This is a genomic window from Cohnella panacarvi Gsoil 349 (assembly GCF_000515335.1).
Taxonomy (GTDB): Bacteria; Bacillota; Bacilli; order Paenibacillales; family Paenibacillaceae; genus Cohnella; species Cohnella panacarvi.
This window is the reverse complement of record NZ_KI911563.1, coordinates 3319441-3333051: the sequence shown is the minus strand read 5'-3', so window position 1 is coordinate 3333051 and position 13611 is coordinate 3319441. Positions and strand designations below refer to the sequence as shown.

The window sequence follows — 13611 nt, the reverse complement described above, 5'->3', positions numbered from 1 at the left end:
GTTGCGCCTAACGTAGAATTAGTTTCAAACTTTTTTTACGAATTCTACTCTTAGTACCTTGCTTATTACATCCTTTTAAGCTCTCTTAGTATAACTTGACTACAGGATACACGTCATTGTAAAACATTTTCCTAAATGTCCAATTTAGAACACTGCGTTAGCAGCCTGGATCGTAAATAAGCGGGTTTCATTGACAAGTAATGCGCCCCCCGTTCCCCCACGAGGGAGAGCAGGCGGCGCATTTATCTCGACACAGGTCGAATTTGACTTAGCCGATCTTCGGAAGACGTTTCTGATCCATTAGAATCTTCGCCATAATGATCGCGGCATCGCTGCGAAGGAGATTGGAGTCGGGTTCAAACACAGCTCCGCCCTTCGGGTTACTAGGATCAATCGGCGTTCCTAGGATGAATCCTTTCTTAGCAACGGCAAGAACAGCAGCTCTAGCATAATAATCGATCTTATCATAGTCCTTGAACTGCTTCTGTAGGTCTTTATTAATTTTATTCGAATCAGTATCCAACTTTAAATTAAGAGATCTTGCAATGATAACTGCAGCAGCCTGTCTTGTTGTGTACGCACGCGGTTCGAAAGCCCTTGGGCTGGTCCCACGAATTATACCTTGTCTAGCAGCAGTCTCGATATAGCGATAATCCCACAACGCATCTGGATTGATCATATACGGTACGTCATCGAAGTGCGACTTGCTGAGCTCATAGTCAAGCGGCAAATTCAAGCCCTTGACCATCATACGCGCAAACTCGCCTCGTTCGGTAAACTGATCACCCCCGAAAGCATCGAAAGTAGCAGGATTCATAATTCCTTTAGCGTAGATCGCTTCCATAAAGTTGCGAGCATAAGGGTGCTGAGTTATATCTACATAAGAATAGACCATTTTGCCTACAACATAGTAACCAAACTGCTGGAACGGAACTTTAACGGTATGTTTCTTCGTATCTACTGTCCCACCAACGTTTTCCCAGTATTTTCCCTTAACATCGTAACGGAACACCGTCATAATCGTGCCAGTGACATCGCGCATGCTTTCGTCATACTTCAACTCGAGCGTACCAACCTTAGATGAAATAAGTTCTCGGTTATCTGGTCGGTTATCGTAAGTTGGTATTGCTGTCCCACCTGGCCCAGTCGCGCCTGGGAACTGGTACGGGTCAACACCATACTTGAGAGGGTCGTACGATCCTGTCGACGGATCATCCGCAAGACCCGCGTCAATCCACACCGTTGGACTCGCCTTAATGAAATGCGTTGGATAGGACACTCTAAAACGTGTACCAAAGCTGATCAGCATAGCATCGAAGTTCGCCGGTAACGTCTCGTACTCGCGTCTGTCGACGACACCATCTTCGGGGTTCGCAACTGCAAACAATAGATTATGTCCTGTGAAGATCTGATTCTTTAAATTAGCCGGTACGTTGTAATCTGTACGAATTAAAGATGTACCCTTCTGGAACGTCAGATTAATAAGTCCATCGAATACTTTGTGGCTGCTCTTCATCGTTTCCATGAATTGACCGCCCGGAATATTGGTCGGCACGTATTGGATTGTGAACGAGTCTTTGGTTGAATCGTTGGCGTTTGATATAACGTACTCGATCTTCGTTTCTTTGCCGGCCTTCAAGTTCGTAACGGTTGCGCGATACGCACCCAAATAGTCCGGAGTTCCGTCATTGTCGCTGTCATAGTCGATTCTTTCAGCTTTGACTTTGTTGATCGTCACGGTTTCGGCGCCAGGAGCGTCTATTATCACTTCGATAAAGTTCTGATTTACGATACTTTTCTCCGGCAGCAGAGGACGGATGATGCTGTAAGGAATAGCAGTCGGATCAACCTCTAAGCGGTAAGACGCTCTAGGCCCCGTAATGCCGCTATTATATACATAAATGTTATAAATGCTTGCACTACCGTCCGAATGGAGCTTCTGATTTCTCAGAATAAACGAGAACGTCTGACTATCCGTATCGTACCGTACAGTCAAGTTCGGATTCGCAGATAGCCCTGCATTAACAACTCCCGAAGGAGTGCCGGTTGGAGCGCTCTTCTTAATAACTTCAAACTCTCTCGTCAAGTCCCACTCAATCGGCGTTGACAAATCAGGAGAAGTAATCCGAAGCATGTAATTCGTTAACGAACTCATCGACCCCAGCTTTGAAACGATCTGCGGAACAGCAGCAGACGGCAGCATGCCTTGGGCTGAAGCGAAATCCAGGAAGTCAAACGTACCATAGACGTTCATTTCGGATTTCTTAGTTGTATATATACTTCCAGACATCGGGAAATTCGGATCATTCGCCAGCGGCGCATTCAGCTCTTTAGTATACGGATATACACCGTCTGTATCAGGTGCTGGAATCACTGGCAAGTTCGTCGGCACCAAATTGATCTTTATCGTCTTCTCGTAATAATTCGCATTGCTTTGGAACACGATTTTGATTTTGTTCTCGCCCATGAACATAGCATTGTACGCCGCAGCTACCGAGGACGCCGAAATTTGAAAATTCAAATCATGTAAATTCGATGCCGTAACAGGCACCAGCGGTATGAGTTGGTTGTTGACATAGAAAAATACGGTTTGTGGACCTGCGTCTGCACCTGTAGTAATCGGCGCATAGCGGATTTCAAGCGGGTTCGCTATATTGCTGAATTGTCCTCGGAAATTGTTAAGCCTGGTCGTTATGATATCGGTTGCTAACGTAGACGATGTCGTGTCTACATTGATGATCGTTCCATCGCTAGCGTTACTGAAATTCGCAAAAGGACCATATAACAAATTTACGGTAACCGACTCAACGGTTTGCGAGGCTAACGCCGAACCGGCATTCAGCTTGAATTTCAGCGTTTGGGTTCCCGTATTAGGTAGCTTGTCCACCTGCAAAATAACACGGCCGAATGTTTGCGCGACTCCATTGATCGTCTTAGTAACCGTCTGTACAACGACGGGCTTAGTATCATAGTCCGTGTTCAATACGGGCACATACGACGTGCCAGCGCTGTTTACCATCTCGGTAATCCTTACAGGATCGATCGTATCATTAAGACCGCCTGCCCCCAATGCTGCAGGGTTTCCGATCAACACTTCCACACCGAGCGGCATGCTGAACAACTGCGCGCCCTGCATATCGACTCCCGACAAGCTTTCATATCCAGTAGAGCTATAACCCGGCAAATAATTTATATCGTAGATATATGCGGTTGTTCCATTGCGCAATGAAAAGCCAAGATCAGTCGTACCCTCATTGATCGGTGTAATGCCTAGTCTTCGATTTTCTTCATTGTCTGCATGGAGTAACATATTATATAGCATATCATCCGTATAGGAAGCAGGATTCAACGTAGCGCTGTTAATCGTAAATTGATATTCGAAAAATTTGTCGGAAACGTTATACCCTGGTACTGCCGTGCCATATACAACACTAGATACGCTGTAATTAGGCGTTCCCGTCGTTACATCATAATGAATGGCGAGCGGAACAGCTGGATCCGGATGCGGTTCAGGCAAAGTGTCAGCATCAGGACCGTCATAATACGAGTTCGGTACGATCACTTTACCTGTGATTTGAACATTTCCTTTAGTCGTATACGGATAATTCGGCCGATACTCTAGAGATTGAGGCGCTGCCGCTCCCGCGGTCGTATCTGCAATGTTAACGTCATAGAATGTTACGCCGCCGTTATAGAACGCGATGTCGCGTATCGTCTCGATCGTCTGCGTACTGTTGCTGACTCGGATCGTAACTTGGTTTTTGCCTTTTTTCAAATTAACCGGAGATGCGACGAACGTGTCGCCGGAACTACTGTTAACGTTATACGTCTTGCTGTTTCCGTTGAGAACAATCGTTACTTTCTCTGCGTTCGGGGCCTTGCCTGTAATACTGATATCGTAATTGGTCCTGCCCTTAGAAGTATTCGAATAGACAACCGTCGTCTTCGTATCCTGAATCGGGAAAGATTGACCGTCGATCATCGCCATCAAATCCGAAAGTACGGGCGAGTTGCGATAATTGATATAGTAATTGTCGGATACTTCGCCGCCGTTTTGTTGCCCTTTGAACATAATCCGGTTAAGTCCGGGGAACAGTTCGAGATTATATACCGTCAAACTGTATCCATTGACGTATACGACACTCGTCTGATCCAACTTGGTTAGACCCGTAATGTCATTGGATGGGTCGGTATCGCCTTTATCATCAATGATTTGAAACACACTGACGGATATACTGTTTGGGTTGACATTATTAATCGACCCTTCCAGCGTTACTCTTTGACTTGTTGTGATCCGGGCCGAAGCAGGCGTCATCTGTTCGTTCGGGAATACGAAACTGCCTGCCGCCGCCGTTGCCACTGGGCCGAAGACGGAGAACATCTGGAATAGCATGGCCACAACGACGAATACGGTGCTGAATTTTCTAAACACGTAGAGTTCCTCCTATCATGTCGTTCCTGTACTTTTGTTATCGGTCGCGAAGCTATGAATATTTAGCCGATAACGATAAAAAATCCCTAATTCGTGACTCGAATCAGGGATTTGTATGTCGACAGTTGCACATTGCAATTATTTGGAACGCGTCTCGGTTCCCGGCTTCATCCGGAGACGAGCCAAGAAATCGAGCACCGGACGACGCGTCTTATCGACGATGCCGATCAGCTCCGCCCCGATCTGGAGCAGGAACACGAGCGCGCAGATAACGATGAACGTAATCCAGTTGCCGAGGCCCGTATCGGACATGCTCGATTGAATGACGGCGCAAGTTCCGAAGAACGCCGCGATTCCGTAAATGATCAGCACCGTCGTGCGGTGGCTGAATCCGAGCTGCTGCAAGCAGTGATGCAGATGGCCTTTGTCCGGCGCGAAAATCGGCTTCTTGTGAATCCACCGGCGTACGATGGCGAAGAACGTATCGGAGAGCGGTACGCCGATGATAAGCAAAGGCGTAACGAACGAAACGACGGTAATTTGCTTAAAGCCGAGCATCGAGAGCGTCGCCAAGGCGAAGCCTAGGAATAGCGAGCCCGAGTCACCCATGAAAATTTTCGCGGGATGGAAGTTGAAAAATAAAAATCCGATGATGCCGCCAAGCAATACGGTGGAAAGAAGAATGACCGCCGAGTTGCCCATAATAATGCCCATGACGAGAATCGTGCCGATGGCGATAGCGGATACGCCGGCAGCGAGACCGTCGAGTCCGTCGATCAGGTTGATCGCGTTCGTCACGCCGACGATCCAGAAGATCGTGAGCGGTATGCTAATCCATTCGCCGAGCGGTTGCATCGACTCGCCGAACGGAACGTTGAGCAAATTGATCTTAACGTCGAAGCCGAATACGACGATGCATGCAGCCCCGATCTGAATGAGAAGCTTCAGCTTCGCCGACAAATCGAACTTGTCGTCGAGCGAGCCGAGCAACACGATGAGCGTGCCCCCGGTCAACAATGCTCCGATAAGATTGCGGTCATGATGGCTTAGCGTGCCTTCCGGCAGCCAAGGCATTAACAATAATAATCCTACGGTGAACGAAGCGTAGATCGCGAGTCCGCCCATCCGTGGCATAATGCGCGTATGAACTTTACGATGATTCGGCACGTCTATCGCGCCGATGCGAACGGCAAACTTCTTAACGAGCGGCGTCAGTACGAGCGCCAGCGCCAATGCGATCGCAAATCCGGACAATCCGATTCCTAGCATCCAGCCAGAAAGCATCCACAACTCTCCCCTTTTTGTATACCGGAATGAATTATACTCCCGTTACGCGAATAACAACAAGGCGATAATTCTGTCGTTTTCAGCCGTTTTCAACGATTTTGTTCATTTTCATAAATATTTTCATGACGGATTGATCGGTTTCAGGACTTTTTCTCCGTCTTTAATCACTTTGAGCGCAAAGCGGGGCAATACGAGCATCCTTTTGTAACGGGTCGGCTCCTGTAGCAACCGATAGAACCATTCCAAGCTTAATTTGCGAAATATAGCCGGAGCGCGCTTGAGCTTGCCCGCAACGACATCGAAACTGCCTCCGACGCCCATAATGACCGGAACTCCGAGCTCCTGCGCGTATTTCTCGATCCATGGCTCCTGGTTCATCGTCGAACGTGCGACGAACAGCATGTCCGGATTCGCCTCCCGAATGGCCGCTACCACGGCTTCGTCTTCGCTATCCGAGAAGTAACCGTCGCGGTAGCCAACGAAACGGACGCCAGGGTATTTGGCCTTCAGGTTATCGTGCGCAGTCCGTATGATGTCCGCGCTCGCGCCTAGCAAATACGCGCTCCAGCTCTTCCGATCGCCTTCTTGCAGCAATTCGTGCATGAGGTCGAAGCCCGCGACGCGTTCCTGAACCGGCTGCTTCAAGCGGCTCGCGGCCCATACGACGCCCGCGCCGTCGGGGACGACGAGGTCGGCGGTAGCCAGCGCGCGATGAAAATCCGGGTTTTCCAACCCCGCCATCAGCATGATCGGGTTGCCCGTGATGACGCGGGTCGATCTTCTGGCTTCGATGGCGTCCGTTAGATAAGCAACGGTTTCCTTCATGTTCATTTTGGAAAACGGTACTCCGTATAGGGTCACCGTCGGGAACGGTCTTGCGCCCTTGTCCACAACCTCAGCCTCCAAGCTTCTATGTTAAATACGCAAGAAGTCGACAATTTGTTGCGCTGGCCTGATCGCTTCCAGCTTCAGCTTAACGATCGCGGGCCCGCACGCTGCAAGCCATCCGGCCGGATTATTAATTGTTTCTAATGCCTGCTCCGCGAAGCGATCCGGGTCGAGTTCCTCGGTCGTTCCGACGGCGCGCTGGCCTAGCCGCGCGAGGAACTGATCGATCTTGGGATCGTACGAGATCCCAAGGAGGGGCACTTCGCGATTCGCCGCGTAGATGAGCGAATGCAGCCGCATGCCGACGAGCATCGCGCATCGGCCGACCTCCCGCAGCATGCGCTGCGGGTCGTCGTGCGCCGGAGCGAGCTCCGCGGCGCACGAGAGCCGTTCCATCACGTAGCGCGACGCCTCTTCGTCGCCCCCGTGATGGAACGGCAAGAAGCGCAGCCGGACGGACGCCCGTCCGGCCAGCGCTTCAAGCGCGGCTGCCGCGCGGTCCAGGTCCGCGCGGTCGTCGCGCCAGAACCGGACGGACACGCCGACGATCGGCCGTGCGTCCGTCCCTGCCGGCGCAGCCTCGCGCGCATCTCTCGCGCTTCCCCCGGCCCCCGCTTCGCCGGGCGGCAGCCCCATGACGGGGTCGGGCACGACCTCGACCTTCGCCGCGGGAACCCCGTAGCCGCGGAGCAGCTCGGCGGACCCTTCGTCGCGCACCGACACGTACGCGGCCTTCTTGAACGCTCTCGCGATGAAAGGCTGGAACAGCTTGCGGTTCACCGGGCCGATGCCCTGCGCGTAGACGAACGTCGGCACCCGGCACCATCGCGCCAGCGCCATGATCCCTAAATAATACGGAATAGAGCCCATTCCGGTCGCATCCTGCAACAGGCTCCCGCCGCCGCTGATGATTCCGTCGCTGCCCCGCAGCGCCCGGCGCACTTCCGCTAGCTTCATCCGGTGTACGGCTTCGACGCCGTAGTGCTTGCTCGTCCACTCCGGATCGCCGGACAGCACGATCGGTTCGATCTTAAGCCCCGCCGCCTTGCCCGCATCGTCTAGAGCGCTCAATATACTCTTCAGCACCGCTTCGTCGCCGCTATTATGGAATCCGTAATAGCCGGACAGCACGATGCGTCGTACGGAATCGTTCTCTCTGCCTTTTACGCCTTTCGTCTTACCCATCGTGTCCATGCTCCTTCAACGATTTGCCACGCCGCAATGGCGATCAGTCCGATAATCAAACCTAAGCCCAGACCGAGCAGAACGCGAATCGCCGACAACAGCATCGGCGTATGAATGTGCGCGAACGTATCGACCATCGACAGCTGCGCGATCGTACCGGCGATGATGAGAGCCATCGCCCAGCGGTAACGCAACGCGAGGAAAATCCCCGCCAAAAACAGCGGATGTCCGAGCAGAAACTCTTTCGTTCTCGGGCGTACGCCGAACGCGTTCTCGAGCAGCGAGCGGAATTGCAACTCAAGGCCGGACACTTCGCCCGCGTTGCCCGTTCTGGACAAGTAGTACAAACCGCCGGCGGCGATAATGCCGAGTCCCACGATCCACAGTACGGTCAACGGCATAGCCAGAATACGCCGTGCGTTGCCGAGCACCGAATCGTTCGAGCCGTACAGGAACACATACAGAGCCACGAGCGCGATCGGAGCCAAGTGGAGCAAGCTCACGCCGCGGAATTGTTGCAGTACGAGGCTATACGTAATATCGTCCAACAAAGCGACCATGAACGGAATGGCCGCCAGCGACAGTATCGTCGTGCGAACGAATAGCAGCAAAGATCCGCCTAAACGTCGCGCAACCGACAAATCCGCATCTCCGTCGCGCAGCTCGCGAAGCTTCTTGACGAGCAGGATGACCGCCGTCGTCGGCGCGGCGATGGCCGTGAACAGCGCCAGCGTTTGAGCCATAAGATCGGGCTTCAGAACGTACAAGCCCGCGAAGCCGACGGCTCCGATGGCGAAAGCGGCCGACAGCAGCGCAGGAATGAACTGTCCGATCATAATCGCGCACAGCGCGATCGCTCCAAGCGCCGCAAGACCTTTGAACACCGTGCCGGCCGAAGCCGTATGAATCTCGAACGCCGCCGGCTCGCCGACCGCGTAACCGAAATCTTCGAGCTGCCCGATAACGCCTTTCGCATCCTCGGTTCCGCCGAGCGCATCGACGATCTTATCGAGAGGGTGATACACGAGCCCCTTCACGGCATCCCGCGCCGCGAGGGCGTTCAAGTAGATCAGCCGGATGTTGCGGTCCTTGACGGCGAGTACGAGACGATCCTCGATCTGCGCGGTTTTGAGTATCGTCATCTCGCCCTCGCTGATCGAATGGCCGCGGATGGCATCGAATTCGAGCAGGTTCGCGACCTTGGACAGTCCTTTAACCGGCACCTTCAAATTCTCGAACATCGCGACGCCGAGCCCATGCTCGTCCAGCATGTCGGCGAACTGCTTGACGCCGTTCATACTCGTGCCTTCGCCCCAGCCCGTCACGGCTTCGCCGTCGAACAGCACGCGTTTAACGCCGAGCGCTTGGTACTTGTCCAGCCATATCTTAACCTCGGCCGCATCGTAAGGCAGAATCCGGTTAGACAGTCGCGGATACACCTGGAACCCTTGACCGATGAGCTCTTGCATCGCGATCGGATTCGGTTCCATCGGATGAATCAGAGCATCGTCATAACCCATGCCGATGCTCAAGCCGGACAGTCCGCCCGCCGTCCAATTCCGGACGTCCGCGCCGTAATGCGTAAATGCCCATTCGATGATCGGCCGAAGAACCTTTTCATGTTCGCTATGATGGAAAATCAAATAAGTCCGGTTATCTTCCGGCGGAGACACGCGTTGCTCCAGCAGCGCCGCTTGCGCCGCGTTATAGACATTAATCTCGCCCGCCCAGCTCAATTCCTCGAGCGTGCTCTCGAATACGGCCATGCCGTTAACGCCGGCTTCGCGAAGCCTCAACAGTTGTTCTTGCACGTAAGCTTGGGGTTCCTTCTGCGTCGAGCTCACCTGCAGCAGATCGCGATAATCCATGACGATCGCGACGTTCTTAGACGAACTCTCTGTCTCGGCACGCGCGTACATAACCGGCAACGCGGCGATTAGCCCGACGATCACGACCCACCATAACCACTTGGACATCATCCCGTTTAATCTGTTCAACCACTGAGGCACAACGTTCACTCCATTACTCGGTAGATTGGTACGATGCAGTCTTAACCATGTATGAATAACAACCATTTGCAGATATTTACGTTCGGATCGAACGCCGACGTCACAATAGCACACATAAGCATTTATTTAACGCCTCGGACAACGAAAACGACCTCAATCTATATAAATATCTGCAAATCGTTGGTATTCGTTACTCACTAATGTCTATTCCCTATAATAACTGCGAATAGTTGCTATTTAACATACCTGGTTTGCGCCACGCAAGGTGGACCTACCTGGTTTGCGCCACGCAAGGTGGACATACCTGACATGCGTCACGCAAGTTAGAACACCGGCCCGCCAGCCGAAACTGCTAAGCTTGACGCTCCCTACTCGCCGTACTTGCAAAAAGCAGCGGCTGGCCTTCACCCTCCGCTGCTCCCTTATTAGGTCTTGCCGTCAACCCGGACCATGACCGTGTCGACTAGCCGCTTAAGCGCGGTCGATGTTTCTTCAAGCCCGCTGCCCCTGACGGCAAAATATACTTTGATCTTCGGCTCCGTGCCGGACGGACGCAAGCAGAACCACGAGCCGTCGGCGAGTATATATTTCAGCACGTTCTCGACCGGCAATCCGTCTAAGCCCAAGCCGTAATCGAGCACCTTGGCGACGGCGATTCCCTCGATCTCCTCCGGCGGGTTCGAGCGCCAGTCCTCCATGATCTCGCCGATCTTGGCGACGCCGTCCTTGCCCTTGAGCGTACGGGATTCCAACTTCTCCAAGTACGTTCCGTATTTCGCGTAGAGTTCCAACAATACGTCGTACAACGTCTTGCCTTGCGCCTTGTAGAAGGCTGCCGCTTCGCAGATGAGCATGGACGCCACGACGGCGTCTTTATCTCTCGCGTATGTTCCCGTCAGATAGCCGTAGCTCTCCTCGTATCCGAACAAGAACGCGTGGGAGCCGTCCGCTTCGTACTGGGACATTTTCTCGCCGATATACTTGAAGCCCGTTAGCGTATTAACGACCGTGCATCCGTACGATGCGGCGATATCCGCGCCCATCTCGCTCGTGACGATCGTCTTGATGACGGCGGCATTCGTTGGTAGCTTACCCAAAGTTTGCAAATTCGATAGCAAATAATGAACCATGAGAGCGCCGGATTGGTTGCCTGTCAGCACGACGTACTCGCCCTTATCGTTCTTGACGACCGCGCCCATACGGTCGCAGTCCGGGTCGGTGCCGACGATAATGTCCGCGCCGATTCGGTCCGCAAGCTCGATCGCCAGCGTGAATGCTTCCTGCTCTTCCGGGTTCGGCGACTTCACCGTGCTGAACTGGCTGTCCGGCTGCTCTTGCTCCGAGACGACGCTCACCTTCGAGAATCCCGCTTGGGCAAGCACGTCGCGAATCGGAACGTTCCCCGCGCCGTGCAGCGGGGTGAACACGATGCTCAGCCGATCGCCCGCTCCGCCCTTAATCACGTCGGGCCTTACGGATTGCGCGACGACGGCATCTACGAAACGCTGGTCCTCAGCATCTCCCAGCCAGACGAGCAAGCCTTGCCGTTCCGCTTCCGCGGGCGTCAGACGCTTGACTTGATCGAACGAAGCCACTTCACGAATCTGGTTAATCACCTGTTCCGCCTGCTCGGGAACGAGCTGGCCGCCATCCGCCCCGTATACTTTGTAGCCGTTATACTCGGGAGGATTATGGCTGGCGGTAACGACGATGCCTCCGGTCGCCTTCAAGTCGCGAACCGCGAAACTGAGCTGCGGCGTCGGACGAAGGGATCGGAACAAGTATGTACGTATGCCGTTAGCCGCGAGAACGCATGCGGCTTCGAGCGAGAACGTGTCCGAGTTGTTGCGCGAATCATGTGCGATGACGACGGACGGAGTCTTGGACTCCCCTAGCAAAAAGTTGGCAAAACCTTGAGTCGCTTTCCCAATGACGTATTTGTTCATCCGGTTCGTGCCCGCGCCCATAACGCCGCGAAGCCCCCCCGTTCCGAACGCAAGCTCGCGATAGAAGCGATCCTCGATTTCCCCTTGTTGAGCGCTAATTGCGCGAAGCTCATTCTTCGTTGTTTCATCTACGTTAGAATCATTCAACCATGCTTCGTATAGCTCTAGAGGTGATTTCGGCATCCTTCTCCACTCTTCTTTCTCTCTATTTAGCCCTTCTTAGGGTCGTTTAGAGCAAACATAAGCTCCCCCTCGGCGACGACGGTGTCTCCGACTTTGGCGGTCGCGCGGCCCTTGCCGATCGGACCTTTCAGACGAATGACCTCCAGCTCCAGGATGAGCGTATCGCCCGGCTTTACTTGTCCGCGGAACCGGAACTCGTCGATGCCCGCGAAAAATCCGAGCTTGCCTTTGTTCTCTTCCACCGACAGCATGGCTACCGTTCCGACTTGCGCGAGCGCTTCGACGATCAATACGCCGGGCATAACGGGATATCCCGGAAAATGACCGACGAAAAACGGTTCGTTCATCGTCACGTTCTTGATGCCGACGGCGCGCTTGCCAGGCTCCACTTCCAGAATTCGGTCCACCAGCAGGAACGGCGGACGGTGCGGAATGATCTCTTGTATCTGTACGATATCGAGCATGGTTTTTCCTCCTTGATAAAATTAAATCTTCGTCGGGCTCGAACGGACTTACCCTTGATAAAATTAAATCTTCGTCGGGCTCGAACGGACTCACCCTTGATAAAATTAAATCTTCGTCGGGCTCGAACGAACTCACCCTAAATTTCGCGTTAAAAACGGTTTATTGCCGCGATAAGCGAGCATGCGCGCATAACCTGCCGAGCGGCGGCAATACTAGCATTATCCCTCAGCGAAACTGCAGTCGCTTGGGTTGACCATAAGAGAGCTCGCCGCGGTCTGCCCCTGTTGTTCAGCCCTTGGGCGAGCTCTTTTGTCACTCTGTTAGGACGCGCGATTGAGGATTCGGAATTTCACGAGGTAGACGAACGAAGCCACGTAGGATAGCCCGATGCCGAACCAAAGCACGGCCATGCCTCCCTGCGCCTCGAGGAAGAGCAGCAAGATCGCAAGATAATAGACGACGGTCGTCACTTTGCCCAGATTATTCGCCGGCAATGTTTTGTATCCCGTAAAATGAAAATATGCCGACGTCATAATCATGCCCACTTCGCGGAAAGCCATGACACCGAACGCCTCCCAGGGTAGCTCCCCGCCTGCCAGCAGCGCGATAATGACGGCAAGCATCATCAGTTTGTCCGCCAGCGGGTCCAGCATCATGCCCGTAAGCGTGATTTGCCCGTTTCGCCTCGCGATGTAACCATCCAGCACGTCCGTCAAGCCCGCTAGCAATACGATGAAGAGGGCTGCAATTTTATTATCGTAGAAGTATAACGCTAGAAAGAGGGGGATAAGCAAAAACCGAGACATCGTTAGCATATTCGGTATGTTCATTCTCGTCCCCCCCCTTCTCTGAAGTTCCACATCATTATAACCGTTCACCCCTACAAATGAAAACTCCCCGACGTTAAGCCGGGGAGTTTGCCGTCCCGGTCAAGGGCGGCTGGCAGGGCATTAACTGCCCTCCGCGAACACGAGGTCGAACATGTGCTTCCAGGTGCCCGCATCGAACACCTCGGAGAGCGGCCTGTCGCCTAGCACGACATACCCGATTGCCAATCCTAGAATGAGTGCGGCGATGCATACGACCGGAATAATTAAAATTTTGACGCTCATCCACACGATGCGTAGTATCGTCCGCCCGGAAGAACCCGAAGAGCGCTTATTCTGATTCGCCTGACGGGATGTTACTGTCATCTGAATTTCTCTCCTCTTAGCTA

The 13611-nt window shown here is 53.2% G+C and carries 9 protein-coding genes; all 9 read right to left on the bottom strand.

What is annotated here, in order from left to right; genetic code table 11:
• Window positions 1–268: 268 nt before the first annotated feature.
• The 9 genes from COHPA_RS0116060 to COHPA_RS0116020 all read right to left on the bottom strand — a co-directional run bounded on the left by COHPA_RS0116060 (window position 269) and on the right by COHPA_RS0116020 (window position 13588).
• Window positions 269–4432 carry an S-layer homology domain-containing protein gene (locus tag COHPA_RS0116060; protein WP_027087183.1) on the bottom strand — a complete coding sequence of 1388 codons (4164 nt, stop codon included), beginning with the start codon at window positions 4430–4432 and terminating at the stop codon, window positions 269–271.
• 138 nt (window positions 4433–4570) lie between these two features.
• Entirely contained in the window at window positions 4571–5701 is a 1131-nt protein-coding gene (locus COHPA_RS0116055) for a glycosyltransferase family 4 protein (RefSeq protein ID WP_035121106.1), read from the bottom strand.
• Window positions 5702–5839: 138 nt separating this feature from the next.
• Entirely contained in the window at window positions 5840–6550 is a 711-nt protein-coding gene (locus COHPA_RS0116050; protein ID WP_084761022.1) for a WecB/TagA/CpsF family glycosyltransferase, read from the bottom strand.
• A gap of 84 nt (window positions 6551–6634) precedes the next feature.
• A complete protein-coding gene (csaB, locus tag COHPA_RS0116045; protein WP_027087180.1) occupies window positions 6635–7792 on the bottom strand; it encodes a polysaccharide pyruvyl transferase CsaB in 1158 nt (385 codons plus the stop codon).
• A complete protein-coding gene (locus tag COHPA_RS0116040; protein ID WP_027087179.1) occupies window positions 7771–9801 on the bottom strand; it encodes a DUF5693 family protein in 2031 nt (676 codons plus the stop codon). The genes csaB and COHPA_RS0116040 overlap by 22 nt, the downstream gene beginning before the upstream one ends.
• Before the next feature lie 425 nt (window positions 9802–10226).
• Entirely contained in the window at window positions 10227–11930 is a 1704-nt protein-coding gene (locus tag COHPA_RS0116035) for a phospho-sugar mutase (RefSeq protein ID WP_027087178.1), read from the bottom strand.
• A gap of 26 nt (window positions 11931–11956) precedes the next feature.
• On the bottom strand, window positions 11957–12394 hold the full coding sequence (fabZ, locus tag COHPA_RS0116030) for a 3-hydroxyacyl-ACP dehydratase FabZ (RefSeq protein ID WP_027087177.1): 438 nt from the start codon (window positions 12392–12394) through the stop codon (window positions 11957–11959).
• Between the two features lie 321 nt (window positions 12395–12715).
• Window positions 12716–13225 carry a CDP-alcohol phosphatidyltransferase family protein gene (locus tag COHPA_RS0116025; RefSeq protein ID WP_027087176.1) on the bottom strand — a complete coding sequence of 170 codons (510 nt, stop codon included), beginning with the start codon at window positions 13223–13225 and terminating at the stop codon, window positions 12716–12718.
• Between the two features lie 120 nt (window positions 13226–13345).
• Entirely contained in the window at window positions 13346–13588 is a 243-nt protein-coding gene (locus COHPA_RS0116020; protein WP_027087175.1) for a DNA-directed RNA polymerase subunit beta, read from the bottom strand.
• Window positions 13589–13611: the final 23 nt, after the last annotated feature.

Bases quoted from the DNA above. Each gene is read 5' to 3' on its own strand.
- COHPA_RS0116025 (WP_027087176.1), bottom strand. From the start codon at position 13,225: ATGAACATACCGAATATGCTAACGATGTCTCGGTTTTTGCTTATCCCC.
- COHPA_RS0116050 (WP_084761022.1), bottom strand. From the start codon at position 6,550: ATGAACATGAAGGAAACCGTTGCTTATCTAACGGACGCCATCGAAGCC.
- csaB (WP_027087180.1), bottom strand. From the start codon at position 7,792: ATGGGTAAGACGAAAGGCGTAAAAGGCAGAGAGAACGATTCCGTACGA.
- COHPA_RS0116055 (WP_035121106.1), bottom strand. From the start codon at position 5,701: ATGCTAGGAATCGGATTGTCCGGATTTGCGATCGCATTGGCGCTGGCG.
- COHPA_RS0116035 (WP_027087178.1), bottom strand. From the start codon at position 11,930: ATGCCGAAATCACCTCTAGAGCTATACGAAGCATGGTTGAATGATTCT.
- COHPA_RS0116020 (WP_027087175.1), bottom strand. From the start codon at position 13,588: ATGACAGTAACATCCCGTCAGGCGAATCAGAATAAGCGCTCTTCGGGT.
- fabZ (WP_027087177.1), bottom strand. From the start codon at position 12,394: ATGCTCGATATCGTACAGATACAAGAGATCATTCCGCACCGTCCGCCG.